The sequence below is a fragment of the Streptomyces sp. FIT100 genome (genome assembly GCF_024584805.1).
Classification (GTDB): domain Bacteria; phylum Actinomycetota; class Actinomycetes; order Streptomycetales; family Streptomycetaceae; genus Streptomyces.
This window is the reverse complement of sequence record NZ_CP075715.1, coordinates 3,799,067-3,823,304: the sequence shown is the minus strand read 5'-3', so window position 1 is coordinate 3,823,304 and position 24,238 is coordinate 3,799,067. Positions and strand designations below refer to the sequence as shown.

The following is a 24,238-nucleotide window of genomic DNA, read 5'->3' as shown; positions in this document are numbered from 1 at the left end:
GACCGTCTTGTACGTTCTTGGCATGGTGGCCGGGCAGCAGGTTTCCGCGTGGCGCCCGAAGGTCCCGGGTGTCGTGGAGGTCTTCCACGCCCGCTTCACCGAGCATGCGTACCCGATGCATGTCCATGACTCATGGACCCTGCTGGTCGTCGACGACGGCGCCGTCCGCTACGACCTGAACCGTCATGAGCGCGGCACCCCGCACGACACGGTTTCCCTGCTCCCGCCGCAGGTGCCGCACAACGGTTCACCCGCCACAGCGCAGGGCTTCCGCAAGCGCGTGCTCTACCTGGACCTGACCCAGCTGGACGAGACCTTCATCGGGCCGGCCGTGGACGGACCCGACCTGGTCGACCCCGGCCTGCGGCGCCGTGTCGGACAGCTGCACACGTCCCTGACGCACCGGGGTGACGAGCTGGAGGCGGAGAGCCGTCTCGCCCTGATCCGCGAGCGGCTCCGGGGCCATCTGCGACCCCGGCTCGTGGCCCGTCCGCCGAGGGCCGACGGCGGCGTCGCCCACAGCCTGCGGGAGCTCCTCGACGAACGGCTCGTGCAAGGGCTGACTCTGGACGAGGCGGCGAGGCTGGTGCACGCCCATCCCACGCACCTGGTACGGGCGTTCAGCGCGGCCTTCGGCATCGCCCCTCACCAGTACCTCATGGCCCGCCGGGTCGACCGCGCCCGGAGACTGCTGCTCGACGGGCAGCCGGCCTCCGAGGTGGCGGCCGCGGCCGGCTTCTACGACCAGTCGCACTTCACCCGGCACTTCAAACGGCTCGTGGGCAGCGCCCCCGGGCAGTACGCGCGCGCCGGAAAGGCAAGGTCCCACGAGCACCGGCTCGATGGGGAGTGAGCGGGATGGCCAACGACAACGACAGCGACAACGGCAACGACGAAGAAGAAGAGCGGAGCTATGTCGCCGCACTCGACACGGCAGCGCGGTTGCTCGGCATGCGGCTGGAGCGGTTCCTCGAGCCCGGCAGGGGCGAGCCCGCCAACGGGGCGGACTTCAAGCGCCTCGCCACGGTGCACACCTTCGGTGACGCATGGCCGCGGACCGACGTCCTCGACACACGCACCCGTGCCCTCGTGTCCGTGACGATCGCCGCGACCCTGGGCACCCTCGAACCGCTGCGCGGGCAGCTCCGCATCGCGCTCAACAACGGTGTCACCCCGGAAGAGATCGTCGAGACGTTCATCCACATCGAGGCTTATGCCGGCGCCGCCCGCGCCTTCGACGGCTACCAGGTCGCCTTGCAGGTCTTCGAAGAGGCGGACAAGGCGAGGAAGACGTAGGGCGCGCCCTGTCGATCGCCTCTGGTGGTGGGCGGCGGCGCCTGCCAGGATTCGGGCCGTGATCGAGCGTTCGAAGGTGTGGGGACGGCTGGACGCGGCCATGGACTGGTGGGGGCTCGCGTTCTGCATCTACCTCCTGGTGGTGGGTATCGGCAGTTACCGCGACGGAGGGCCGCTGGCCTGGCCCATCATGGGAGGGCTCGGGGTCCTCGGCGGGCTCTGGACGGTCGGTCGGCGCATCGTCCGCTGGTACAGGAGGCCCGCCGCCCCTCAGGCGTAGGACCGGCCCGCCGGCCGGGATGTCACGCGGAGGTCGCCGCGACGCAGAACTCGTTGCCCTCCGGGTCGGCCATCACCACGTGGTGGCCGTCGAACGCCTCCAGCACGATCCCGCCCGCCTTCACCAGGCGCTCGGATTCCGCCTTGATCCGAGCCCACCGCTCCTCGGGGCCACCGTGGCCCGGCACGCGGACGTCCATGTGGAGGCGGTTCTTCGCCGTCTTGGGCTCGGGGACCTTGAGGATGGAGAGGCGGGGGCCGACGCCGTCCGGGTCGCAGAGCCAGGCACCGTCGTCCTCGGAGTCGTCCTCCGGCAGGTCGAACTGAGCGAGCCATTCCTCACGGGTCGTGAACGGTGCCGGCGGTGGCTCGTCGATATAGCCGAGGGCTGTCTTCCAGAACGCGGCGAGGAGCTGCGCGTCCGCGCAGTCGAGGGTCAGGGTGATGGTGGCTGCCATGGCAGGACCGTACTGCGAACCTCTGACAGCCGAGCCGCGGGCGAGTGATCGAAGACCCGGGCACCGGATACCGAGGAACGCGTCTATCCTCCACCGCATGGGCCTGGCATGGCAGTGCGCAGGACTGGGCTGGACCCGTACGCCGCCTGTGCTGCGGTGGGTGTCGGGGCGGGTCAGGCGGGACAGTCCTGTCGCGTACGGGCAGGAGATCGCGTTCCGGGCCGTCGGGCAGCGGAGCTGCACCGGTGCGCGCGGGAACGTGTGCGCCGTCGGGGCCGTCGTGGCGGGGCGGAGCACCGGAGGGCGCTGTCCGGAGTGCGCGCGGCTGGACCGGGCGCATTCGGTCGCTGCCGACACCGTTGCCGATGACCCCCGCCCCTACCGGGTGTATCTGGCCTGGTTCGGGCCGGGCATGGTGAAGGTGGGGATCACCGCCGAGGAGCGAGGGGCGGCGCGGCTCCTGGAGCAGGGTGCGGTGGTGTTCAGCTGGCTGGGGCGCGGGCCGCTGATGGCGGCGCGGCGTACCGAGGAGCTGCTGCGCGCGGCGCTCGGCGTGCCGGACCGGATTCCGTACGCGCGGAAGCGGGCGGTCCGCGCGGAGCTGCCGGCCGCCGAGGGCGAGCGGGCCGCGGAGATCACCGCGCTGTACGCGCAGGCCACGGGCCTCGCCGGGTGGCCGGAGGCGCTGGAGCGGCTCGGGTTCGAGGCGGTCGACCATATGGGGGCGTTCGGGCTCGGGGGGCTCCCGGCGGCCTGGGGCGTGGTGCGTGAGCTCGTCGACGGCGGGACCGTCGCGGGGCGGCTGATCGCGGCGGCCGGGCCCGATCTGCATCTGCGCGCCCACGACGGGCGGGTGGTCGTCGTCGACACGCGGCTCATGTCCGGCTGGGGGCTCGTCGGCGCCGAGCCGCGGAGTCCCGTGACCGTGCCCGTGGACGAGTTGCCGCACGGTGTGCAGGACGGGCTCTTCTGAGCGTCGGGCCGCCCGGACCGCCCGGACCGTCGGGCGTTGGGCTGCCGGGCCGTCGGCCGCCCGGGCCGTCGGGCGGTCGGGCGGTCGGGCCACCGGGCCGGGGTAAAGGCTTGGATCCCTTTGGGCCGGAGCCCTGGACACCGCATCCGTGCACGTCGGAGGGTGTTCGGCATGAGCGATCACCTCGTGGCGGGGATCGAACCGCCCTATTGCACCGTCGTGTTCACGTCCCGGCTGCGGGGGGAGCCGGGCGGCTATGCCGAGACCGCCGCCCGCATGGAGGAGCTGGTCCGGCAGGTGCCCGGGTTCCTCGGGTACGAGTCGGCCCGTACCCCCGGCGGACTCGGCATCACCGTCGGCTACTTCAGGGACGAGGAGGCCGTCGCGGCCTGGCGGCGGAACCTGGAGCACCAGGATGCCCAGCGGCGCGGTCGCGCCGAGTGGTACGAGGAGTACAGCGTCCGTGTCGGCAGGGTCGAGCGGAGCTACAGCTTTGTACGGGAGTGAGGCACGGGCCGTGCGGGCCTTCTGGGAGCGGCTGGGGCTGCCCGGGCTCGTCGACGTGCACACGCACTTCATGCCCGAGCGCGTCCTCGACAAGGTGTGGGCGTACTTCGACGCCGTCGGGCCGCTGACCGGCATGGAGTGGCCCATCACGTACCGCGAGGAGGAGGACCGGCGGGTCGGTCTGCTGCGGGAGTTCGGGGTCGGGCACTTCACCTCGATGCTGTACCCGCACAAGGCGGGTATGGCCGAGTGGCTCAACGACTGGTCCGCCGGCTTCGCCGCCCGGACGCCCGAGTGTCTGCACACGGCGACGCTCTTCCCCGAGGAGGGCGTCGAGCGCTACGTCCGCCGGGCCGTCGAGCGCGGCGCGCAGGTCTTCAAGTCGCACATCCAGGTAGGCGCGTACGACCCCAGCGACCCGCTGCTCGAACCGGCGTGGGGGCTGCTCGCCGAGGCCGGCGTCCCGGTGGTCATGCACTGCGGCTCGGGCCCGGCGCCGGGTGCGTTCACCGGGCCGGGCCCGGTCGCCCGGCTGCTCGCGCGCCATCCGCGGCTGCCGCTGGTCGTGGCGCACATGGGGATGCCCGAGTACGGGGAGTTCCTGGAGCTCGCCGAGCGGTACGGGGAGGTGCGGCTGGACACCACGATGGCGTTCACGGATTTCAGCGAGCGCTTCACACCGTTCCCGGCGGGTGAGCGGGGGCGGCTGGCCGACCTCGGGGAGCGGGTGCTCCTCGGGACGGACTTCCCGAACATGCCGTACCCGTATCTGCACCAACTGGAGGCGCTGGAGCGGCTGGAGCTCGGGGACGATTGGCTGCGAGCGGTCTGCTACCGCAACGCCGCCCGGCTGTTCTCGCTCACAGCGCCCTGAGCCCCCTGGGGCGGTTCTCAGGGAATTCACAGACAGGGCAAAGGTCGCTCTCACTGCGGCACCCAAGGGTGGGACACCATGACGACGACGACCTCTCCCCAAGGACGTACGGATCTGCGCAGGCCGGACGGCGGCCCCGTCCGCGTGCTCGTCGTGGACGACGAGGCGTCCCTCACCGAGTTGCTCTCGATGGCGCTGCGCTACGAGGGGTGGCAGGTGCGCAGCGCGGGGGACGGCGCGGGCGCCGTGCGCTCGGCGCGCGACTTCCGGCCCGACGCCGTCATCCTGGACATGATGCTGCCCGACATGGACGGGCTCGCCGTCCTCAGCCGGCTGCGGCGCGAACTCCCGGACGTGCCCGTGCTGTTCCTGACCGCGAAGGACGCCGTCGAGGACCGGATCGCCGGGCTGACGGCGGGCGGCGACGACTACGTCACCAAGCCGTTCAGCCTGGAGGAGGTCGTCGCCCGGCTGCGCGGGCTGATCCGTCGCTCGGGTGCGGCCGCCGCCGTACGCAGCGAGTCGCTGCTCGTCGTCGGGGACCTGACGCTCGACGAGGACAGCCACGAGGTGACCAGGGGTGGTGTGTCGATCCATCTCACCGCGACCGAGTTCGAGCTGCTGCGCTATCTGATGCGCAATCCGCGCCGCGTGCTCAGCAAGGCGCAGATCCTGGACCGCGTGTGGTCGTACGACTTCGGCGGCCAGGCCAATGTCGTCGAGCTCTACATCTCGTACCTGCGGCGGAAGATCGACGCCGGCCGGTCGCCGATGATCCACACCAGGCGGGGAGCGGGGTATCTGATCAAACCCGGTGAGCAGGGGTGATCCACCGGGCACCCCCTGAGCGCCCGGGCAGGAAGTGGTCGCTGCGGACACGGCTCGTCGTGTCCGCGGTGGCGCTGATCGCCGTCGTCGCGGCGGTGATCGGCACCGTCACGACGGTCGCGCTGCGCAGCTATCTGTACGGGCAGAAGGACGAGCAGCTGCACGAGCTGGCGCTGCGGGCGGCGGGGCCGCCTCCGGGCGTGCGCGATGTGGGTCCGCCGCCGGGCGATCCGCTGCGCTTCGTGACCGGCGGCGGTGCGCCGCTGGGCACGGTCGGTGCGGAAGTGGCCGCCGACGGCACGCTCGACCGCGGCCGCGTCTCCACCCGGCAGGACACGGACGGGCGTCCCGAGGTCACGGACCGCGCGCTGGCGGGGGCGGAGGCGGCGGCGCTGGCAGCCGTCCCGCGCGACGGGCGCCCGCACACCGTGGAGTTGCCGGGGCTCGGCGACTACCGGGCCGAGTACACGGCGGGCGACGACGGCGCGTTCCTGGTCGGTGTTCCGCTCGCCGAGGTGCACAGCACCATCGGCACGCTCGTCGTCGTCGAGCTGTGCGTGACCGGGGCCGGTCTCGTCGCCGCCGGCCTCGCGGGCGGTGTGCTCGTCGGGATGGCGCTGCGGCCGCTGCGGCGCGTCGCCGCGACCGCGACCCGGGTCTCCGAACTCCGCCTGCACAGCGGGGAGGTGGCCCTGCACGAGCGCGTGCCGGACGCGGAGGCCGATCCGCGCACGGAGGTCGGGCAGGTCGGGGCCGCGCTGAACCGGATGCTCGACCACGTCCACTCCGCGCTGCACGCGCGGCAGGAGAGCGAGACGCGGGTGCGGCAGTTCGTCGCGGACGCCAGCCATGAGCTGCGCACACCGCTGGCGTCGATCCGCGGGTACGCCGAACTCACCCGCCGCGGCCGGGAAGCGGCAGCGCCCGACACCCGGCACGCGCTCGGGCGGATCGAGGCGGAAGCGGACCGGATGACCGGTCTTGTGGAGGACCTGCTGCTGCTCGCACGGCTCGACGCAGGACGCCCGCTGTCGTACGAGAGCACGGACCTGTCCCTGCTCGTCGTGGACGCGGTCGGCGATGCCCGCGTCGCCGGGCGGGACCGGGTGTGGCGGCTGGAGCTGCCGGACGAGCCGGTGACCGTACGGGGCGACGGGGCCCGGCTCCACCAGGTGCTGGTCAATCTGCTGGGGAACGCCCGTACGCATACCCCGCCGGGGACGACCGTGACCGCGGGGATCCGGCGGCAGGGGCCATCGGTCGTGGTCGAGATCAGGGACGACGGCCCGGGCATCCCGCCGGCGCTGCTTCCGCATGTCTTCGAACGCTTCGCGCGCGGGGACGCGTCGCGCTCGCGCCACGCGGGGAGCACCGGGCTGGGGCTCGCGATCGTGCAGGCCGTCGTCGCCGCGCACGGCGGGGCGGTGGGCGTGGAGAGCGTGCCGGGCCGCACGGTCTTCTCCGTACGACTGCCGGCGGGCTCACCCGACTCACACGGCTCGCCCGGCTCGTTCGACTCACACGGCTCGCTCGACTCGTACGGCTCACGCGATCCGCGCGAACCACACGGCTCGCACGACTCACAGGCGGGGCACAGGCTCACCACACAGGCGTGACAGCCGGCCCGGTGAGAGTCGGGGCATGCGAACCGACACTGCAGCGGGCACCTTGCCGACGCGGGAGCATCTGCCCGCGAGCATGGCGGGCAGGCCCGTACTCGACGTCGTCATTCCCGTCCACAACGAGGAGAAGGACCTGGAGCCGTGCGTGCGGCGGCTCCACGGCCATCTGGCGCGCACGTTCCCGTACACCTTCCGGATCACCGTCGCGGACAACGCGAGTACGGACCGCACGCCGGAGGTGGCGGCGGCGCTCGCCGCGGCTTTCCCGGCGGTACGGGCCTACCGGCTGGAGGAGAAGGGGCGCGGGCGGGCGTTGCGGACCGCGTGGGGCGCGTCCGACGCGCCCGTGCTCGCGTACATGGACGTGGACCTGTCCACCGATCTCAACGCCCTGCTGCCGCTGGTCGCACCGCTGATCTCCGGGCACTCGGACCTGGCGATCGGGTCCCGGCTGGCCCGCGCGTCGCGCGTGGTGCGGGGCCCGAAGCGGGAGTTCGTCTCGCGCGCCTACAACCTCATCCTGCGCGGGTCCCTGGCGGCGCGCTTCTCGGACGCTCAGTGCGGGTTCAAGGCGATACGGCGTGATGTGGCGGAGCGGCTGCTTCCGATGGTCGAGGACACCGGGTGGTTCTTCGACACGGAGCTGCTGGTCCTCGCGGAGCGGGCGGGCCTGCGGATCCACGAGGTGCCGGTGGACTGGGTCGACGACCCCGACTCGTCGGTGCACCTCGTGCGTACGGCGGTCGAGGACCTCAAAGGAGTATGGCGGGTGGGGCGGGCGCTGGCCGTCGGCGCGCTGCCGCTGGACCGGCTCGCCCGGCCGTTCGGCGACGATCCGAGGGACCGGCGGCTGAGCGGAGTGCCGGGCGGGCTCGCCCGGCAACTCGTCGGCTTCTGCGTGGTCGGCGCGCTGTCCACGCTCTTCTACCTGCTGCTGTACTCCGCCTTCCGGGCGGGCGTCGGGCCGCAGGCGGCGAACGCGGCGGCGCTGCTGGTCTCGGCGGTCGCCAACACCGCGGCCAACCGCCGGCTCACCTTCGGCGTCCGCGGCCGTGAGCGCGCGGTCCGCCACCAGGCCCAGGGGCTGGTGGTCTTCGCGATCGGACTCGCCCTGACGAGCGGCTCCCTCGCCGCCCTCGACGCCGCCGCGTACGGCGAACCGTCCCACGGCGCGGAGCTGGCGGTCCTGATCGTCGCCAACCTCGCGGCGACGGTGCTGCGCTTCCTGCTCTTCCGCGCCTGGGTCTTCCCGGACCAGCGCGGCGACACCCCTGCCGCCGGCCCGGCGCCGGGCGCCGTCCCCTTCGACGGCGAGCCGACCGCGGCCATGACCACCACGACGAGGACCGGACGATGACGACGACTCCACACGCTCGGCCCACCGGCCTGCCACCCGTGGCCGAGCCGCCTGCTGACTCGCCTACTGAGACGCCCGCTGACACGCTTGCCGGCGGGCCTGCCGAGACGGCGGCCGGCGCGCCCGGTGCGCCCGGTGCGCGACATCGCGCTGGATGGGGCACACGGTGGTGGCGGGGGCGGACCGAGGACGCCGCGTGGGTGCGGCCCGCGTTCCTCGGGCTGCTCGTGCTCACCGGGATGCTGTACCTCTACGACCTCAGCGCCTCCGGATACGCCAACTCCTTCTACTCAGCCGCCGTTCAGGCCGGCAGTGAGAGCTGGAAGGCGTTCTTCTTCGGCTCGTCGGACGCGGCGAACTCCATCACCGTCGACAAGCCGCCCGCCGCGCTGTGGCCGATGGCCCTGTCGGTGCGCCTCTTCGGACTCGGCTCGTGGCAGATCCTCGTGCCCGAGGCGCTGATGGGCGTGGCGACGGTCGCCGTCGTGTACGCGGCGGTGCGCAGGCGGTTCAGCGCCGCCGCCGGGCTGATCGCGGGGGCGGTGCTTGCGTGCACGCCGGTCGCCGCGCTGATGTTCCGGTTCAACAACCCTGACGCGCTGCTCACGCTGCTGATGACCGTCACCGTCTACTGCGTGCTGCGCGCGCTCGAAGGCGCGCGGACGAAGTGGCTGGTGTGGGCGGGCGTCGCCGTCGGGTTCGCGTTCCTGACCAAGACGCTCCAGGCGTTCCTGATCCTGCCGCCGCTCGCGCTCGTCCACGCGGTGTGCGCGCCCACGACGGTACGCCGACGGCTCGGCCAACTCGCCCTCGCGGGCGTCGCGCTGATCGTGTCCGGCGGCTGGTGGGTGGCGATCGTCGAGCTGTGGCCCGCCTCCTCACGCCCGTACATCGGCGGGTCGCAGAACAACAGCTTCCTGGAGCTCACCTTCGGCTACAACGGCCTCGGGAGGATCAACGGCAACGAGACCGGCAGCGTCGGTGGTGGTGGCGGTGGCGGTGGCGGTGGCGGCGGTGGCCGGCAGGGCGGCGGCTGGGGCGAGACCGGTATCGGGCGGATGTTCGGCGACAGCGTCGGCGGCCAGATCTCCTGGCTGCTGCCCGCCGCGCTGCTCCTGCTGGTCGCCGGGCTGGTCGTCACCCGGAGGGCCAGGAGGACGGACACGGCACGCGCCGCCTTCCTCGTGTGGGGCGGTTCGCTGCTGACGACCCTCGCGGTCTTCAGCTTCATGGCCGGAATCTTCCACGAGTACTACACGGTCGCCCTCGCCCCGTACATCGCCGCCCTCGTCGGCATGGGCGCCACCGTGCTGTGGGAGGAGCGCGCGCACATCGCGGCCCGCGCGGCGCTGGCGGCCGCGGCGGCGGCGACGGCGGTCTGGGCGTACGTACTGCTGGGGCGCGCGCAGGACTTCGTGCCCTGGCTGGGCACGGCGGTGCTGGTCTGCGGGCTCATGGCGGCGATCGGGCTGCCGTTCGCGGGGCGGCTCGCCCTCGGTGCGGCGGGCCTCGGTCTGGCCGCGGCGGTCGCCGGGCCGGTCGCGTACACCCTCTCCACGGTGGACACCGGACACCAGGGCTCGATCGTGACGGCGGGTCCGGCGTCGACACGGGGCGGTCCGGGCGGCGGCGGACGCCCCGGGGGTGGCGGCGGGGCGCGCATGATGCCGCCCGGCATGGGCCAGGGGCAGGCACCCTCCCAGGGCCAGGGCCAGGGCCAGGGCCAGGGCCAGATGCCTCCCATGGGCCAGGGCCAGGGTCGAGGTCAGGCGCCCGGCCAGGGCGCGGTCGAACGCCCCGCCGGCACCGGCGGCATGGGCGGACTCCTCAACGGGCCCGACGTCAGCACCGCGGTCGCGGCCGAGCTCAAGCGGAACGCCTCCGACTTCACCTGGGCCGCAGCCGCCGTCGGCTCCCAGAACGCCGCGAGTCACCAGCTCGCCACCGGGCTGCCGGTGATGGCGATCGGAGGCTTCAACGGCAGTGACCCGTCCCCGACCCTCGCCCAGTTCAAGCAGTACGTCGCCACAGGGAAGATCCACTACTTCATCGCGAGCGGCGGCCAGGGCGGCGGCCAGGGCGGTGGCGAGGGCGCCGGCCAGGGCGGCGGCCCCGGCGGGGGCACCAGCAGCGAGATCTCCGCCTGGGTCGAGGAGAACTTCACCCGGATCACCGTGGGCGGCACCACCCTCTACGACTTGACGGCTGCCGGGCAGTAATCCTCTACACCGTACAAGAAATCCTTGTACGGTGTACGAGACCGCATCCCGTACACCGTACAAGGAGCCGTCGTGACGGCCACGACCACGGACAACCAGCCGGCGGAGCACACCCCCGCCGGCAGCCACCCGCAGCGCTGGCTGATCCTCGGCGTGATCTGCCTGGCCCAGCTCACGGTGCTGCTCGACAACACCGTCCTCAGCGTCGCGATCCCCTCCCTCACCCGGGAGCTCGACGCCACCACCGCCGACATCCAGTGGATGATCAACGCGTACTCGCTCGTCCAGTCGGGCCTGCTGCTCACCGCGGGCAACGCCGCCGACCGCTACGGCCGCAAGAAGATGCTCGCCATCGGGCTCGCCCTCTTCGGGCTCGGTTCGCTCGCCGCGGGGCTCGCCCAGGACTCCGGGCAGCTCATCGCCGCCCGCGCGGGCATGGGTGTCGGCGGCGCGCTCCTGATGACGACCACCCTCGCCGTGGTCATGCAGATCTTCGACGAGAAGGAGCGGGTCAGGGCGATCGCGCTCTGGGCGACTGTCAGTTCGCTGGGCTTCGCCGCGGGACCGCTCATCGGCGGCGTCATCCTCGAACACTTCTGGTGGGGCATGATCTTCCTGATCAACCTCCCGGTCGCGGTCATCGGCCTGGCCGCCGTCCTGAAGCTCGTCCCCGAGTCGAAGAACCCCCAGGGCGACCGGCCCGACCTGCTCGGCGCGCTGCTCTCCACGATCGGCATGTCGGCCGTCGTGTACGCGATCATCTCCGGGCCCGAGCACGGCTGGCTCTCCGCCGACGTGCTGGTCCCGGCCGCCGTCGGTGCCGCCGTCCTCGGCGCGTTCGCCTTCTGGGAGCTGCGCATCCCCTACCCCATGCTCGACATGCGCTTCTTCCGCAACCAGCGGTTCGTCGGCGCGGTCGCCGGCGCGCTGCTCGTCGTCTTCGGCATGGGCGGCTCGATCTTCCTGCTCACCCAGCACCTCCAGTTCGTGCTCGGCTACGAGCCGCTGGAGGCCGGGCTGCGCATGGCGCCGTTCGCCCTCACCATCGTGGTGCTCAACGTCTCAGGACTCGGCCCCAGGGCCGTGCTGAAGCTCGGGACGCCGCTCACGATGCTGGCCGGTATGGCGCTGGTGTCGGGCGGACTGGCCGCCATCGCCGTCCTCGGCGGCGGCACGGACGGAGACTACGGCGGGATGCTGCTCGGCCTGTTCCTGATGGGCGCGGGCGTCGCGGTCTCGCAGCCCGCGCTGGCCAACGCCATCATGAGCGCCATCCCCGTGGAGAAGGCGGGTGTCGGTGCGGGCGTCAACGGCACACTGGCCGAGTTCGGCAACGGCCTCGGTGTCGCCGTGCTCGGCGCCGTGCTCAACTCCCGGTTCGCCGCGCTCGTCGCCGTCCCGGCCGCCTCGCTCCCCGCGGCGCTCGCCGCCGCCGCCCACGACCCGGCCGAGCAGGCGCGTATCGCCGATGCCTTCGCCTCCAGCCTCCAGACCAGCCAGCTGGTCGGCGCGGCGGCGGTGCTCGCCGGCGGGGCGCTGGCCGCGGTGCTGCTGCGCAGGGCCGAGCGGGCTGAGCCGGCCGAGCGGGCGGGAGCGGCGGCATAGCATCTGGACCGGGCGGACTCTGCCCGGTGAGCGACGAGGAGGACGCCATGGTGGCGGCAGCCGACCGCGCGAAGCGCCCTGCGGTGACGAGCGTGTGGCTGGAGAGCAGGGCCCCCCGGGGCCGCAGGGCCGAGCAGCCCTCCGGACTCGACCGGGAGAGGATCACCGCGGCGACGGTCCGGCTGCTCGACGCCGAAGGGCTGGCGAAGTTCTCGATGCGCAGGCTCGCCGCCGAGATGGGCGTCACCGCCATGTCCGTCTACTGGTACGTCGACACCAAGGACGACCTCCTCGAACTCGCCCTCGACTCGATCTACGGCGAGATGCCGCTGCCCGACCCGGCGGAGGAGGACGCGGACTGGCGCGACCAGCTCCGGGGAGTCGCCGCCGCGTACCGGGCCCTGCTGATCGCCCACCCCTGGATCTCGTCGCTCGTCGGCACGTATCTGAACATCGGCCCGCACGCGCTGGCCTTCGCGGGGACCGTGCACCGGATCATCGGCAACACCGGGCTCCCGCTGAACTGGCAGACGGCCGGGACGTCCGCCGTCTTCCAGTTCGTCTACGGCCACGGCACGGTCGAAGGGCAGTTCAGAAGGCGCTGCGCCGATGCCGGGATGACGCTCGACGACTTCTACGAGGAGGCCATGGGGGCGACGCGGGCGATTCCGGGGGGCGAGAAGCTGCTCGAAGAGGCCGAGAAGATCATGGAGGCGCGCGGCGGCGACACGGTCGCGGAGAGGCTCGACCGCGACTTCGGCCACGCGCTGGAGCTGATGATCGCGGGCATCGAGACGATGGTGGCCCGGGCGTAGCGCCCGGCCGGACCCTTGCGGGACCAGTCGAGTCCCTGCGGGACCGGCCGCGTCCTACGTGGCCGCGTCCTACGGAGCCGGCCGCTCGGGACCCCTCACTTCACTTCCCTCTCTCTTCACTTCCCTCGCGCTGCTTCGCAGGCTTCGGGAAGCCGCCCTTCGCCACCGGTCCCCACCGCACCGGCGTGATCCGGATGATGGACTTGCCCTGCTTGACCATCGCCTCGCGGTACTCCGCCCAGTCCGGGTGCTCCCCCGCGATGTTGCGGTAGTACTCGACGAGCGGCTCGACCGAGTCCGGCGCGTCGATGACCTCCGCCGTGCCGTCGATCTGGACCCACGGCCCGTCCCAGTCGTCGCTCAGCACGATGACGCTCACCCGCTCGTCCCGCTTGGCGTTCCGCGTCTTCGCCCGCTCCGGGTACGTCGACACGACGATCCGGCCCGAGTCGTCTACGCCGCAGGTCAGCGGGGAGCCCTGCGGGGCGCCGTCGGAGCGGCGCGTCAGCAGGATCGCGTGATGGCGGGGGCGTACGAACTCCAGCAACTGCTCCAGATCCACCGGGGTGTTGCTCGCGATGTTGGGTGCCATACCCGGCACCCTAGTGCTGTGGCCGAAAAGGTTCACCGGCTCGCGACGCCCGGCACGGCACTCCCCCGTAGCCCTTCGGGCACGGGAGGTGCCCCCACGCGGCGTTGTCGGATCGCCCGAGTACGCCCAGTACGAGGGCGGTCCTCCGCCTTGCGATGCACCGCACCGGACGCCGCGAGCATCCCGGCAAACCTTTCCGGCCACAGCACTAGGGGGTGCCCGGTCCTCTAGGGGATCACCCCGCCCTGGACGGCCTGGATGTCCAGCTCCACCCTGAGCGTCGTGCCGATGGCCGCGATCCCCGCCTGCACGACCTGGTTGTACGTCATCGCGAAGTCGTCGCGGCGCAGCTCCGTCGTCGCGCGGAAGGCCGCCCGCACCCCGCCCCACGGGTCGGGGCCCGTGCCCAGGTACGACAGCGAGAGGTCGGTCTCCCGCTCGATCCCGTGGAGCGAGAGCAGTCCGTGGACCGTCCAGCGGTCCGGCCCGGCGGGGGCGAGGCCGTGGCTGCGATAGGTGATCTGCGGGAAGCGCTCCACGTCGAGGAAGTCCGCGGACCTGAGGTGCTTGTCGCGCAGGCCGTTGCCGGTGTCGATCGAGGCGGCGCCGATCACCGCGTCCACGTGGGAACGGGCCACGTCCGTCGCGATCTCGATCCGGCCGCCGAAGTCCGTGAACCGGCCGTGCACGCTGGACATCCCCAGGTGCTGGGCGACCACGCCCACCGTGGAGTGCGCGGGATCGACCGACCAGGCGCCCGGCGGCGGCAGTTCGGCCCCGCCCTGGCGGGCCAGCACCACCGTGCCGACCTGCGCCCGGCCGCTCGCCGTGACCAGCGCGGTCGAGGCGGACGGGGCGTAGCCGAGCGCCGTGACGATGACCGTGTACGGCCCCGGCGCCAGCGGCGCGTCCGTCCGGACGCCGCCGTCGGCGTCCGCCTCGGCCCGCAGCACCTGGGTGCCCGTCATGTCCGTGACGGTCAGCACCGCGTGCCGGACCGCCCAGCCGTCGCGGGTCCGTACCTGTGCCTGAAGTCCCATCCTGTTTCCTCACAGAGCTTCACAGAGAGTTGCCGGGGCGGCGGGCCGTCCCCTGCCCGCCGCCCCGGCCCCGGGCACGCGCCTCCGCTCGGAGCGGTGCCCGGGGGTCGGTCACCAGGGCCTGTCTTCCGGATCCTGCCGGGCTCGCGTGCCCTGGCACGCACATCTGCTGCGTTGTCGTCGGTCACCGACTCCCCCGTAGCCCTCCGGGCACGGGAGGTGCCCCACCGCGTCGACTTCCTCCTCCGCTTGCAGCCGCACGCATCGCTGTGACATCAGCCGCTCCGCGGCGGGCCGCTCGCCGATCCGGCCTGACCCGAAAGACAGGCCCTAGCTAGAGGGTGTCCGCGTGGGCGAGTTCGATGTCGTGGCCGTCGACGCCGCGGCCGGCCACGGTGAGCGTGCCCGCCACCGGCGGGTAGCCGGTCGCGATGACCGTGTAGTCGCCGGCGTCCAGATCGGCGAAGGCGTACGCGCCGTCCTCGCCGGTCGTCGCGGTGGCGACCACGTTTCCGGCCGCGTCCACCAGGGTCACGCGCGCGTCGGGCAGCGGCCGCCGTGCGGCGCCGGCCCGTACGGTGCCCTGGACCAGCGCGCCCGACCGCAGGGCCGCCTCGACGCGGGTCACGCCCCGGCCACTGATCTCCACGGGGAGGGCCAGTGGCCGGAAGCCCGTCGCGTTCACCGCGAGGGTCACGGGGCCCGGGACCAGCTCGGCGAAGGCGAAGCCGCCGTCGGCCGCGGACTTCCCGGCGGCCAGCACGTCGCCGCGCACATCGGTGACGATCACCACTGCGCCCTCCATCGGCGCCCCGCCGTCGGCGGTGACCACGAAGCCCGAGAGACCGCTCGTACCGGCGAGGAGGATGTCGTACGCGACGGGCTCGTCGCCGACGATCACCGTGGACGCCTGTGGCTGGAAGCCGTCGGCGGAGGCGATCAGGACGTACGAACCGGTGCCGGGGGCGTCCAGTGCGTACGCGCCGTCCTCGTGGGCCACCGTGCGGCCCAACTGCCGCCCGCCCAGCGAGATCAGGGTGACCGCGGCCCGTGCGACGGGTGCGCCCTCCGTGCCGCGGACGGTGCCGCGCACCGCCGTGCCCGCGGCGGACGCCGCAACCGGCTCGGCGGACCCGGGCGCCGACTCGTGCGCCGGCTCGGTTGCCGACTCGTGCGCCGGCTCCTGGACGGCCTCCTCCGTCGTGGTCGTGGCGCTCTTCAGCGCCACCTCCTTGATGAACAGGGTCACCAGGAACGCGAGCAGCGCGAACGGCGCCGACCACAGGAAGACGTCCGCGACCCCGTGCCCGTAGGCGCTCTCCACGACCGTACGGACCGGCCCCGGCAGGGTGTCCAGGTCCGGGATGCCCCCGCCGCCCGTACCGCCGTGGCCCATGGCCGCGGCGCGCGGGCCGAGTTCGGCGAGGCCGTCCTCGACGTAGTGGGTGACCCGCTTGCCGAGGACGGCGCCCAGCGCCGAGACGCCGATCGCACCGCCCAGCGAGCGGAAGAAGGTGACGACGGACGAGGCCGAGCCGAGGTCCTGCGGGGCTACCTGGTTCTGGGTGCACAGCACCAGGTTCTGCATCATCATGCCGAGGCCCAGACCCATGACGGCCATGAAGACCGCGATGTGCCAGTACTCGGTGTCGTAGCGGATCGTGCCCAGCAGCCCGAGGCCGCCGGTCACCAGCACACCGCCGCTGACCAGCCACGCCTTCCACCGGCCGGTCTTGGTGATGATCTGCCCGGAGACGGTCGACGAGACGAAGAGGCCCGCGATCATCGGGATGGTCATGACGCCGGACATCGTCGGGGACTGGTCGCGCGCCAGCTGGAAGTACTGGCTGAAGAAGACCGTGCCGGCGAACATCGCGACACCGACGAAGAGCGAGGCCAGCGAGGCCAGCGTGATGGTGCGGTTGCGGAAGAGCCGCAGCGGGATGATCGGCTCGCTCGCCCGCGACTCGACGAGCAGGAAGACCAGGCCCAGGAAGGCCGCGCCGCCGGTCATGGCGTACGTCTGCCACGACAGCCAGGCGTACTTGTCGCCCGCGAAGGTCACCCAGAGCAGCAGCAGCGAGACGGCGGCGCTGATGAAGAACGCGCCCGCCCAGTCGACCTTCACCTTCCGCTTCACGACGGGCAGCTTCAGCGTCTTCTGCAGCACGACCAGCGCGATCAGGGCGAACGGCACACCGACGTAGAAGCACCAGCGCCAGCCGAGCCACTCGGTGTCGGTGATGACGCCGCCGAGCAGCGGGCCGCCGACGGTTGCGACGGCGAAGGTCGCGCCGAGGTATCCGCTGTAGCGGCCGCGCTCCCGCGGCGCGATCATCGCGGCCATGATGACCTGCGCGAGGGCGGTGAGACCGCCCACGCCGATGCCCTGGACGACGCGGCAGGCGATGAGCGTGCCGGTGTCCTGGGCGAGACCAGCGACGACCGAGCCCGCCATGTAGATGACCAGGGCTATCTGGACCAGCAGCTTCTTGGAGAAGAGGTCGGCGAGCTTGCCCCACAGGGGGGTGGTCGCGGTCATCGACAGCAGCGCGGCCGTGACGACCCAGGTGTAGGCGGACTGGCCGCCGCCGAGATCGGTGATGATCTCCGGCAGGGCGTTGGAGACGATCGTCGAGGAGAGGATGGCGACGAACATGCCGAGCAGCAGCCCGGACAACGCCTCCATGATCTGCCGGTGTGTCATCGGCGCGCCAGCGTCGTCACGGGTCCTGGCGTGGCCGCCCCGCACACCTGCCGGTGTGGTCGTAGCCATGTACTTCCTTGTCTCTCACGTCTGTCATGTGGGCGGCCCGGCAGTCCCCGACGGAGTCGCGGAGTCGGGCCAGCATCGAGGTCAGCTGTCCGACCTCGTCGTCGGACCAGTCGCTGAGGTAGTGGGCGAACATGTCCGTGGTCCGGCGGCCGAGGCCGTCGAGCAGCTCACTTCCCGCCGGGGTCAGCCGCAGGATGCGGGAGCGCCGGTCGTCGGGGTCGGGGGCGCGCTCGACCCAGCCGCGGTCGGCGACATGGGCCACATGCCGGCTGGTCACCGACATGTCGACGGAGAGCAGCTCGGCGAGACGGCTCAGCCGCATCTCTCCGTACCGGTCGATGAGGGCGAGCACGGCGGCGGATCCGCCGGGGCACTCGGCGGGCAGGGTGCGCGCGAGAGCGCGCTTGACCGCCCCGATGGCGCTGAGCTGCCTGGCGAGCTCCTCGTACTGACTGCGCTCGGCCATCCCGCAGGCACCTCCCCATCTTGTTGCTTAGGGCAACCATAGAGTGGTTGGTTGCTTCAGGCAAATGAAATGAGGGCTTCAGGGGTAAAGGAACGCAAAAGGGTTTGCATATGCGAGGTCATGTGCGGATGACTTTGCGGATGACTTGCGCGTATGTCGCGAGGGCGGTGGGCCGGGGGTTGGGGCGGGCCACCCGGGTTCGCTAGGGTCCTGCACCATGGCACACAACCCCCAAGCCCCCCACGGTCCCGGTCCCGAGGGCAACTACGACCCCGCGGGCAACACCCAGATGTTCCGCGCCTTCGTCGACGAGGGCACGGCACCGCAGGCCGGCGGCCGCTCGGCGGCGCCGTCCGCGCCGGCCGGTCCGCGCGTCGGGCTGATCGTCGGTGTCGTGGCGATCGTCGCGATCCTCGGCGCGGTGGCCTGGCTCGCGCTCTCCTGACGCGCCCAGGTACCGGCGCCGGCAGCAGTAGCCGGTGCCAGTGGTCGGCATCAGCGGCCGGCATCAGCGGCCGGTGTCAGTAGTCGGCGCGTGCGTCCTGGGTCTCGATGTGCATGCCCAGGGGTACGCGCCAGGCGTCCACGCACACCGTGTACGCCGCCCTCCTGGTCGCGCCCGCAGCGATCGGCGCGGGCAGCGGCTGGCCCGTCTCGACGGTCGCCCAGTCGATGCCGAGTGCGCCGATGATGTGCGTCTCGAAGGTCACGGTGCCCGAACGCACCGGTGAGCCACCGGTGTTGCGGAACTCCACGGTGACCTTCTCGCACCACCGCTTCTCCGTGATGTCCCGCAGCAGCTCCCCGACGCTCAGCAGGGCGGGTGCAGGCGAGGACGAAGGCGGTGGCTGAGGCGGGGGCGCGGGCGTGGGCGTGGTGGTGCCGGGCGCCGACGGCGTGGCGCCGCCGGGTGATTCCGGCGCGGGTGCGCCGCCCGTGCCACTGGTGCCGCCCGTGCCGGATCCATCCGCCGGGGGCGCCCCGGGCGTTCCGGGCAGTCCGGGCGTTCCAGGAGCGCCGGACAGGCCCCCTGCCGGACTGCCGCCCGCACTGCCACCGCCGCTCGCGGCGGCACCGGGCGGCGTCGCTCCGTCCAGCGGTACGAACACGATGTCTCCGGAGGGCGCCACGGGCGCCGCCGTCCCTTCTCCGGCCCCGACGGCCACGTACCCCTCGCCGGGATCCCCGCCCCCGCAGGCTGCGAGCATCCCGCCGAGGCAGAGTGCGGCCCCCGCGAGCCCGTACCCCACGTGTCGCCGTCGCATCGCGCCAGTCTGGCTGACGCTTCGTCAATGAGAAAGCCCCGCGCGAAAAGAGACACAGGAGCCGGTGTGGGGGCGCGCAGGCCCCCACACCCGACGTCAGTCCGCGATCAGGCCCTCGCGCAGCTGCGCCAGCGTCCGCGTCAGCAGGCGCGAGACGTGCATCTGGGAGATGCCGACCTCCTCGCCGATCTGCGACTGCGTCATGTTGGCGAAGAAGCGGAGCATGATGATCTGGCGCTCGCGCGGCGGCAGTTTGGCCAGCAGGGGCTTGAGGGACTCGCGGTACTCGACGCCCTCCAGGGCGCTGTCCTCGTAGCCGAGGCGGTCCGCGAGGGAGCCCTCGCCGCCGTCGTCCTCGGGGGAGGGGGAGTCGAGCGAGGACGCGGTGTAGGCGTTGCCGACGGCGAGGCCGTCGACCACGTCCTCCTCCGAGACGTCGAGCACGGCGGCGAGTTCGGGGACCGTGGGCGAGCGGTCGAGCTTCTGGGCGAGTTCGTCGCTGGCCTTGGTCAGGGCGAGGCGCAGCTCCTGGAGCCGGCGCGGCACACGGACCGACCAACTGGTGTCCCGGAAGAAGCGCTTGATCTCGCCGACGACGGTCGGCATCGCGAACGTCGGGAACTCCACGCCCCGTTCGCAGTCGAACCGGTCGATCGCCTTGATCAGGCCGATCGTGCCGACCTGGACGATGTCCTCCATGGGCTCGTTGCGGCTGCGGAAGCGGGCGGCCGCGTACCGCACCAGCGGCAGGTTGAGCTCGATGAGGGTGTCGCGTACGTACGTACGCTCCGGGCTGTCCTGGTCGAGCGTGGCCAGCCGCAGGAAGAGCGAGCGCGAGAGCGTGCGGGTGTCGATGGCCCCCGGGGTGCCGGGCGCGTCCAGGGCCGCAGCCGTGGGCAGGTCCACGGCAGCGGGCTCCGGGAGGGCGTCGGATGCGGGAGCGCCCTGGGTGGAGGGAGCGCTCTTTGTGAGCGTGAGCACCTTCGAGCTGCCCTGTTCTGCGGACATGCCACCCCCTGTGAGGTCGCGGACGGTCACGTGGGCCGCGACCATCGGAGGAACGCAGCCTCCACCTGAATACCGGCGGCGGGGCCGCGGCAAACGCCGTTCCCGCAGAATGTCACATGTCGGCAACACGCTGTAGTGACTTGTCGACAACGGAGCGTCAGATCGCCGCAGGAAAAAGGGGGTCTGCGGCTTTTGCGCAAGCCGAAGTGGGCCGAAAGGGGTCTACCCGTTTCGGTTACGCCTCGATCCTGTTTGCGGATCGCAGTCGCGCGAAGCTCCGGGCGAGGAGCCTTGACACATGCATCTGGGACACTCCCAGCTCCGCGCTGATCTGGGACTGCGTCAGATTGCTGTAGTACCGGAGCAGCAGGATCCGCTGCTCCCGTTCGGGCAGCTGTACGAGCAGATGGCGTACGAGATCCCGGTGCTCGACCCCGGCGAGCGCCGGGTCCTCGTAGCCGAGCCGGTCCAGCAGCCCCGGCAGTCCGTCGCCCTCCTGCGCGGCCTCCAGTGAGGTCGCGTGGTACGACCGTCCGGCCTCGATGCAGGCGAGGACCTCGTCCTCGGAGATCTTCAGCCGCTCGGCGATCTCCGCGGTCGTCGGGGAGCGGCCGTGCGCCGTGGTCAGGTCCTCGGTCGCGCCGTTGACCTGTACCCACAGCTCGTGCAGCCGGCGCGGGACGTGCACGGTCCGTACGTTGTCCCGGAAGTATCGTTTGATCTCGCCGACGACGGTCGGCATCGCGAACGTAGGGAACTGCACCCCGCGGTCCGGGTCGAACCGGTCGATCGCGTTGATCAGGCCGATCGTGCCGACCTGGACCACGTCCTCCATGGGCTCGTTGCGGCTGCGGAAGCGGGCGGCCGCGTACCGCACCAGCGGCAGGTTCGCCTCGATCAGCGCGGCGCGCACCCGTGTGTGCTCGGGGGTGCCCGGCTCCAACTCCTTGAGCTGGGCGAACAGCACCTGAGTGAGCGCCCTGGTGTCCGCGCCCCGGCTCCCCGGCCGGCCGGCAGCGGCCGCGGCAGGGGCATCGGTCTCGTCCTGGAGCGGCACGTCGTTCTGGGGCGGCACTTGAGGCGCTGTACTGGCCGGCACGGTCACGCCACCCCTTCGCGGTTCGAACAGCGGATCGATCTCGGTCAACTCATCCGTCAAAAGCGGTCATAGCATCACAAGACATGTCCACTGTGTGCAAGCACCGTATAACGCCGTGTTGAGGGCAAGTTGGGGGGTAAGCAATAAGGGCCCCCTGCCGTTTGCGGCGGGGGGCCCGAGCGCCAGGGGCGGCGGGTGGTTCAGAACTCGTAGTCGGCGATCACCCACGTGGCGAATTCACGCCACCGTCCGGCGGCAGCCTGGTGGGCGGGGTGTTCGAGATAGCGCTTCAGGGCGTCCTGGTCCGCGACGGCCGAGTTGATCGCGAAGTCATAGGCGATCGGCCGGTCGGTGATGTTCCAGGCGCACTCCCAGAACTCCAGTTCGGGGATGGTGCCGCCGAGCTCCTGGAACGCCTCGGCGCCGGCGACGACCCGGGGCTCGTCACGGCCGACGCCCTCGTTGAGCTTGAGCAGGACCAGATGGCGGATCAAGGGAGGCTCCTCGTGTCGACTGACCGAGCGGTCGCGGGCCCCGGGCGATGGGCGCCGAGCGAGATGCCTGTCCCGGGCGGTGCGTGCCTCGGACACGGCATGGCTCGGGCGTGCCTCAGTTGACGAGCTCGGTCATGAACTCTCCGACGCCTTGAGCGGCGCTCGAAATCCCTTCGAACCCTACCTCGACCAGCTCGGCGGCGCGGTCGGGGGAGTTGATGATCGTGTACAGCACGAAGACCACGACTATGTAGAGGGCGATCTTCTTCGTTTCCACCATCGAACCTGCCTCCCCTGCGGCCCCTGCGAGTCGCGTGAGTCTAACCGAGCCTTTATGGACCAAGGGCCCGGAGATCCGGGCCCTTGGACAGGCCCGGTAAGGGTGCCCGCAGGCGCAGCATGGGAGGTGAACCCGGAGGATCCGGCAGGAATCCGAAGGGTGAGGAACCGGCCCCCACTGCGGGGTCCCGTGCGGCCCATCCTCCCCCGAGGCGGCACGGTACCGGGCGGACCGGTTCTCAGCGGGGGGAGCGGCTGTCCCCCCGATGCCGCTCTCCCCGGCCTCCTCCCCTCCTCGGACGAATGGAGACTGCGCCCCTCCTCGGACGAACGGAAACTGCCGGGACCAGCGCCACGGCAACCCACAGCAGTGCAGAAGGGCCCCGGTGTCGAACACCGGGGCCCTTCGTGGACGCGCGGAGGCCGAGGTGCGCCCCGGCCCCGACGGCGCCACCCTTGAGGGCAAGGCGCCGTCCATGATCGGCGGTGCCTTCCATGCCCCTCGTCCTCCAGAAGGAGCGTGGTCGGAGTGGCCCGGAACCGCCGCCTGATCCTCAGCTCGCCGTCCGAGGTCTGGAGCCTGCTGTCCGACGGCCTTCGCTACGGGGAGTGGGTGACCGGGACCCAGCAGGTCCTCGCCGCGGACCCGCACTGGCCGGAGGTGGGCGCCCGCCTGCGAGTCCGCGTCGGTATCGGCCCCCTGGCCCTGGAGGACAGCTGCGTCGTCCGCATCTGCGAACCACGCCGCCGCCTGGAACTGGAGGCGAAGGCGGAGCCCTTCGGCGCGGCCCGCATCGCCATGAATTTGCTTCCCTGGGGCGAGAACACCCTCTTCACCCTCGACTGGCATCCTCTCCGGGGCCCCGGTACCCGGATGCACGGACTCCCGGTGGACTACATCGTCGCGGTCCGCAACGGCATGATGCTGACGAAACTGGCGCAGATCGCGGTACGGGAACACGGCGGAAGCGATCGAGGCGCCCCGGCGGAACGCCCGGGCTAGAGGGTGCCCGAAGGCGGCGGCCCGACGCCCACCTGGCCAGGCAGCCTTCGATCGGTCCCCGGCCGGTGGTCCTGGTCCGGCACTCCTCGACGACGAAGGGCCCGGTCCATCGGACCGGGCCCTTCGTACAAGAGCGGTAGCGGAGGGATTTGAACCCTCGGTGACTTGCGCCACACTCGCTTTCGAGGCGAGCTCCTTCGGCCGCTCGGACACGCTACCGGGAGAGAGCTTAGCCCAAGGTGGGCCGTGCTCTGAAATCGATATCGATCAGCGGTCCCCGGAGGCCCCGGGGCCTTCCCGGAAGAACGTCGACAGCTGCGCCGAGCACTCGGCCTCCAGCACGCCGATGATCACCTCCGGCCGGTGGTTCAGCCGACGGTCCCGTACGAGGTCCCAGAGCGAGCCCGCCGCGCCGGCCTTCTCGTCCCGTGCGCCGTAGACCACCCTGTCGACGCGCGACAGCACGAGCGCGCCGGCGCACATCGTGCACGGCTCCAGCGTCACGACGAGCGTGCAGCCGGTCAGCCGCCACTCCCCGCGGCTGGACGCCGCCCGGCGCAGCGCGAGCACCTCGGCGTGCGCGGTCGGGTCACCGGTCAGTTCGCGCTCGTTGTGGCCGGTGGCGACGACCGTCCCGTCCGGTCCCAGGACGACGGCGCCGACCGGCACGTCACCGGCCTCGGCCGCCCGCGCAGCCTCCTTCAGTGCGAGGCGCATCGGCGCCTCCCACGGAGCGCGCACCGGGTCGGGCGGCGCCGGGTCGGGTACGGCCCCGGCCACTAGCGGACGGTCTCCAGCACCTCGGCCGCCCCCAGCGAGTCAGCGATCTCGCCGAGCGCGTCCGTGTCCAGGGCCAGCAACTCCTTCTCGGACATGCCCAGATCTGCGAGGATCTCGCGGTCGCCGGCCGGCCCGCTCGGGACGGACTCGGCCGCCACCGGCGTCTCGTCCGCCTCCTCGTCCTCGTCCGCCACGTCGGGCTCGCCGTCCTCCGTGCCGTCGAGGTCGAGCGCGTCCAGGTCGTCGGCGCCGTCGTCGAGGTCGCTGCCCAGCAGTTCCTTGGTGAGGATCTCCCCGTACGAGGAGCGGGCGGCCGCGGCCGCGTCCGAGACGTAGATACGAGGGTCCTCCTCGCCCTCCACGCGGACGACGCCGAACCACGCGTCCTCCTGCTCGATGAAGACGAGCACAGTGTCCTCGTCCACCGAGGCCTCGCGGGCCAAGTCGGTCAGGTCCGACAGGGTCTCCACATCGTCGAGCTCTGTGTCGCTCGCTTCCCACCCGTCTTCGGTGCGCGCGAGCAGTGCGGCGAAGTACACCGTGACTCTCCCACTGATCAGAGTTGTGACGACCGGCGGTGCGCTTGGTGGCCCCGCCCTTCGG

At 72.0% G+C, this 24,238-nt stretch carries 26 protein-coding genes and 1 tRNA gene; 14 read left to right on the top strand and 13 right to left on the bottom strand.

The window, feature by feature from the left end:
* Positions 1-22: 22 nt before the first annotated feature.
* Genes KK483_RS17105 through KK483_RS17095 form a run of 3 tightly spaced genes read left to right on the top strand, consistent with a single transcriptional unit; the run spans position 23 to position 1,576 of the window.
* Positions 23-853 carry an AraC family transcriptional regulator gene (locus tag KK483_RS17105; protein WP_262006088.1) on the top strand — a complete coding sequence of 277 codons (831 nt, stop codon included), beginning with the start codon at positions 23-25 and terminating at the stop codon, positions 851-853.
* Positions 854-858: 5 nt separating this feature from the next.
* On the top strand, positions 859-1,296 hold the full coding sequence (locus KK483_RS17100; protein ID WP_262006087.1) for a carboxymuconolactone decarboxylase family protein: 438 nt from the start codon (positions 859-861) through the stop codon (positions 1,294-1,296).
* 58 nt (positions 1,297-1,354) lie between these two features.
* Entirely contained in the window at positions 1,355-1,576 is a 222-nt protein-coding gene (locus KK483_RS17095; protein ID WP_262006086.1) for a hypothetical protein, read from the top strand.
* Positions 1,577-1,598: 22 nt separating this feature from the next.
* Here the strand turns inward: KK483_RS17095 and KK483_RS17090 are convergent, their stop codons facing one another.
* On the bottom strand, positions 1,599-2,033 hold the full coding sequence (locus KK483_RS17090; RefSeq protein ID WP_262006085.1) for a VOC family protein: 435 nt from the start codon (positions 2,031-2,033) through the stop codon (positions 1,599-1,601).
* Positions 2,034-2,130: 97 nt separating this feature from the next.
* Here KK483_RS17090 and KK483_RS17085 point away from each other — a divergent pair, with 97 nt between their 5' ends.
* The 9 genes from KK483_RS17085 (at position 2,131) to KK483_RS17045 (ending at position 12,833) form a co-directional block, all read left to right on the top strand.
* On the top strand, positions 2,131-3,006 hold the full coding sequence (locus KK483_RS17085) for a DUF2797 domain-containing protein (RefSeq protein ID WP_262006084.1): 876 nt from the start codon (positions 2,131-2,133) through the stop codon (positions 3,004-3,006).
* A gap of 171 nt (positions 3,007-3,177) precedes the next feature.
* Positions 3,178-3,513 carry an antibiotic biosynthesis monooxygenase gene (locus KK483_RS17080; RefSeq protein ID WP_262006083.1) on the top strand — a complete coding sequence of 112 codons (336 nt, stop codon included), beginning with the start codon at positions 3,178-3,180 and terminating at the stop codon, positions 3,511-3,513.
* Entirely contained in the window at positions 3,422-4,387 is a 966-nt protein-coding gene (locus KK483_RS17075; RefSeq protein ID WP_262006082.1) for an amidohydrolase family protein, read from the top strand. The genes KK483_RS17080 and KK483_RS17075 overlap by 92 nt, the downstream gene beginning before the upstream one ends.
* Before the next feature lie 78 nt (positions 4,388-4,465).
* Positions 4,466-5,215, top strand: coding sequence for a response regulator transcription factor (locus KK483_RS17070; protein WP_313879257.1), 750 nt, complete (start codon positions 4,466-4,468; stop codon positions 5,213-5,215).
* Positions 5,212-6,831, top strand: coding sequence for an ATP-binding protein (locus KK483_RS17065; protein WP_313879255.1), 1,620 nt, complete (start codon positions 5,212-5,214; stop codon positions 6,829-6,831). Before KK483_RS17070 ends, KK483_RS17065 begins: the two co-directional genes overlap by 4 nt.
* A gap of 25 nt (positions 6,832-6,856) precedes the next feature.
* Positions 6,857-8,194: a bifunctional glycosyltransferase family 2/GtrA family protein gene (locus KK483_RS17060; protein WP_262006081.1), complete on the top strand. Its 1,338-nt coding sequence runs from the start codon at positions 6,857-6,859 to the stop codon at positions 8,192-8,194.
* Complete coding sequence (locus KK483_RS17055; protein WP_399014223.1) at positions 8,191-10,413, top strand: glycosyltransferase family 39 protein; 2,223 nt, start codon at positions 8,191-8,193, stop codon at positions 10,411-10,413. Before KK483_RS17060 ends, KK483_RS17055 begins: the two co-directional genes overlap by 4 nt.
* Before the next feature lie 72 nt (positions 10,414-10,485).
* Positions 10,486-12,018 carry an MFS transporter gene (locus KK483_RS17050; RefSeq protein ID WP_262006080.1) on the top strand — a complete coding sequence of 511 codons (1,533 nt, stop codon included), beginning with the start codon at positions 10,486-10,488 and terminating at the stop codon, positions 12,016-12,018.
* 47 nt (positions 12,019-12,065) lie between these two features.
* The gene (locus KK483_RS17045; protein ID WP_262009555.1) at positions 12,066-12,833 is read left to right on the top strand and encodes a TetR/AcrR family transcriptional regulator; all 768 of its coding nucleotides are present in this window, start codon (positions 12,066-12,068) and stop codon (positions 12,831-12,833) included.
* A gap of 100 nt (positions 12,834-12,933) precedes the next feature.
* Here KK483_RS17045 and KK483_RS17040 read toward each other — a convergent pair whose 3' ends face one another.
* From KK483_RS17040 to KK483_RS17025, 4 genes are all read right to left on the bottom strand, one after another.
* Complete coding sequence (locus tag KK483_RS17040; RefSeq protein ID WP_262006079.1) at positions 12,934-13,425, bottom strand: PPOX class F420-dependent oxidoreductase; 492 nt, start codon at positions 13,423-13,425, stop codon at positions 12,934-12,936.
* A 227-nt stretch (positions 13,426-13,652) separates the two neighbouring features.
* Complete coding sequence (locus KK483_RS17035) at positions 13,653-14,465, bottom strand: YceI family protein (RefSeq protein WP_262006078.1); 813 nt, start codon at positions 14,463-14,465, stop codon at positions 13,653-13,655.
* Between the two features lie 334 nt (positions 14,466-14,799).
* Positions 14,800-17,241, bottom strand: a complete 2,442-nt coding sequence (locus tag KK483_RS17030) for an MFS transporter (RefSeq protein ID WP_262006077.1) — start codon at positions 17,239-17,241, stop codon at positions 14,800-14,802.
* Positions 17,189-17,707: a MarR family winged helix-turn-helix transcriptional regulator gene (locus KK483_RS17025; RefSeq protein ID WP_262006076.1), complete on the bottom strand. Its 519-nt coding sequence runs from the start codon at positions 17,705-17,707 to the stop codon at positions 17,189-17,191. Before KK483_RS17025 ends, KK483_RS17030 begins: the two co-directional genes overlap by 53 nt.
* 217 nt (positions 17,708-17,924) lie before the next feature.
* On the opposite strand from KK483_RS17025, the gene KK483_RS17020 reads away from it, so the two are divergent.
* Positions 17,925-18,152, top strand: coding sequence for a hypothetical protein (locus KK483_RS17020; RefSeq protein WP_262006075.1), 228 nt, complete (start codon positions 17,925-17,927; stop codon positions 18,150-18,152).
* Positions 18,153-18,228: 76 nt separating this feature from the next.
* Here the strand turns inward: KK483_RS17020 and KK483_RS17015 are convergent, their stop codons facing one another.
* From KK483_RS17015 to KK483_RS16995, 5 genes are all read right to left on the bottom strand, one after another.
* On the bottom strand, positions 18,229-18,972 hold the full coding sequence (locus KK483_RS17015) for a hypothetical protein (protein WP_262006074.1): 744 nt from the start codon (positions 18,970-18,972) through the stop codon (positions 18,229-18,231).
* A gap of 96 nt (positions 18,973-19,068) precedes the next feature.
* On the bottom strand, positions 19,069-19,980 hold the full coding sequence (locus tag KK483_RS17010) for an RNA polymerase sigma factor SigF (protein WP_262006073.1): 912 nt from the start codon (positions 19,978-19,980) through the stop codon (positions 19,069-19,071).
* A 235-nt stretch (positions 19,981-20,215) separates the two neighbouring features.
* Positions 20,216-21,079 (bottom strand): RNA polymerase sigma factor SigF, encoded by an 864-nt coding sequence (locus KK483_RS17005; RefSeq protein ID WP_399014219.1) that lies wholly within the window; start codon positions 21,077-21,079, stop codon positions 20,216-20,218.
* Between the two features lie 200 nt (positions 21,080-21,279).
* Complete coding sequence (locus KK483_RS17000) at positions 21,280-21,573, bottom strand: Dabb family protein (RefSeq protein WP_262006072.1); 294 nt, start codon at positions 21,571-21,573, stop codon at positions 21,280-21,282.
* A gap of 115 nt (positions 21,574-21,688) precedes the next feature.
* Positions 21,689-21,853, bottom strand: a complete 165-nt coding sequence (locus KK483_RS16995; RefSeq protein WP_262006071.1) for a hypothetical protein — start codon at positions 21,851-21,853, stop codon at positions 21,689-21,691.
* Between the two features lie 528 nt (positions 21,854-22,381).
* On the opposite strand from KK483_RS16995, the gene KK483_RS16990 reads away from it, so the two are divergent.
* Entirely contained in the window at positions 22,382-22,855 is a 474-nt protein-coding gene (locus KK483_RS16990; RefSeq protein ID WP_262006070.1) for an SRPBCC family protein, read from the top strand.
* A 134-nt stretch (positions 22,856-22,989) separates the two neighbouring features.
* Here the strand turns inward: KK483_RS16990 and KK483_RS16985 are convergent.
* The 3 genes from KK483_RS16985 to KK483_RS16975 all read right to left on the bottom strand — a co-directional run bounded on the left by KK483_RS16985 (position 22,990) and on the right by KK483_RS16975 (position 24,174).
* A tRNA-Ser gene (locus KK483_RS16985) sits at positions 22,990-23,074 on the bottom strand.
* A 48-nt stretch (positions 23,075-23,122) separates the two neighbouring features.
* Complete coding sequence (gene tadA / locus KK483_RS16980; RefSeq protein WP_262006069.1) at positions 23,123-23,572, bottom strand: tRNA adenosine(34) deaminase TadA; 450 nt, start codon at positions 23,570-23,572, stop codon at positions 23,123-23,125.
* Between the two features lie 62 nt (positions 23,573-23,634).
* Positions 23,635-24,174 (bottom strand): hypothetical protein, encoded by a 540-nt coding sequence (locus KK483_RS16975; RefSeq protein WP_262006068.1) that lies wholly within the window; start codon positions 24,172-24,174, stop codon positions 23,635-23,637.
* Positions 24,175-24,238: the final 64 nt, after the last annotated feature.

What these genes read in the sequence shown, in the direction of transcription:
- KK483_RS17105 (WP_262006088.1), top strand. Translation starts at nt 23, where the DNA reads ATGGTGGCCGGGCAGCAGGTTTCCGCGTGGCGCCCGAAGGTCCCGGGT.
- KK483_RS17100 (WP_262006087.1), top strand. Translation starts at nt 859, where the DNA reads ATGGCCAACGACAACGACAGCGACAACGGCAACGACGAAGAAGAAGAG.
- KK483_RS17090 (WP_262006085.1), bottom strand. Translation starts at nt 2,033, where the DNA reads ATGGCAGCCACCATCACCCTGACCCTCGACTGCGCGGACGCGCAGCTC.
- KK483_RS17085 (WP_262006084.1), top strand. Translation starts at nt 2,131, where the DNA reads ATGGGCCTGGCATGGCAGTGCGCAGGACTGGGCTGGACCCGTACGCCG.
- KK483_RS17080 (WP_262006083.1), top strand. Translation starts at nt 3,178, where the DNA reads ATGAGCGATCACCTCGTGGCGGGGATCGAACCGCCCTATTGCACCGTC.
- KK483_RS17075 (WP_262006082.1), top strand. Translation starts at nt 3,422, where the DNA reads ATGCCCAGCGGCGCGGTCGCGCCGAGTGGTACGAGGAGTACAGCGTCC.
- KK483_RS17070 (WP_313879257.1), top strand. Translation starts at nt 4,466, where the DNA reads ATGACGACGACGACCTCTCCCCAAGGACGTACGGATCTGCGCAGGCCG.
- KK483_RS17060 (WP_262006081.1), top strand. Translation starts at nt 6,857, where the DNA reads ATGCGAACCGACACTGCAGCGGGCACCTTGCCGACGCGGGAGCATCTG.
- KK483_RS17055 (WP_399014223.1), top strand. Translation starts at nt 8,191, where the DNA reads ATGACGACGACTCCACACGCTCGGCCCACCGGCCTGCCACCCGTGGCC.
- KK483_RS17045 (WP_262009555.1), top strand. Translation starts at nt 12,066, where the DNA reads ATGGTGGCGGCAGCCGACCGCGCGAAGCGCCCTGCGGTGACGAGCGTG.
- KK483_RS17040 (WP_262006079.1), bottom strand. Translation starts at nt 13,425, where the DNA reads ATGGCACCCAACATCGCGAGCAACACCCCGGTGGATCTGGAGCAGTTG.
- KK483_RS17035 (WP_262006078.1), bottom strand. Translation starts at nt 14,465, where the DNA reads ATGGGACTTCAGGCACAGGTACGGACCCGCGACGGCTGGGCGGTCCGG.
- KK483_RS17030 (WP_262006077.1), bottom strand. Translation starts at nt 17,241, where the DNA reads ATGGCTACGACCACACCGGCAGGTGTGCGGGGCGGCCACGCCAGGACC.
- KK483_RS17025 (WP_262006076.1), bottom strand. Translation starts at nt 17,707, where the DNA reads ATGGCCGAGCGCAGTCAGTACGAGGAGCTCGCCAGGCAGCTCAGCGCC.
- KK483_RS17020 (WP_262006075.1), top strand. Translation starts at nt 17,925, where the DNA reads ATGGCACACAACCCCCAAGCCCCCCACGGTCCCGGTCCCGAGGGCAAC.
- KK483_RS17015 (WP_262006074.1), bottom strand. Translation starts at nt 18,972, where the DNA reads ATGCGACGGCGACACGTGGGGTACGGGCTCGCGGGGGCCGCACTCTGC.
- KK483_RS17010 (WP_262006073.1), bottom strand. Translation starts at nt 19,980, where the DNA reads ATGTCCGCAGAACAGGGCAGCTCGAAGGTGCTCACGCTCACAAAGAGC.
- KK483_RS16995 (WP_262006071.1), bottom strand. Translation starts at nt 21,853, where the DNA reads ATGGTGGAAACGAAGAAGATCGCCCTCTACATAGTCGTGGTCTTCGTG.
- tadA (WP_262006069.1), bottom strand. Translation starts at nt 23,572, where the DNA reads ATGCGCCTCGCACTGAAGGAGGCTGCGCGGGCGGCCGAGGCCGGTGAC.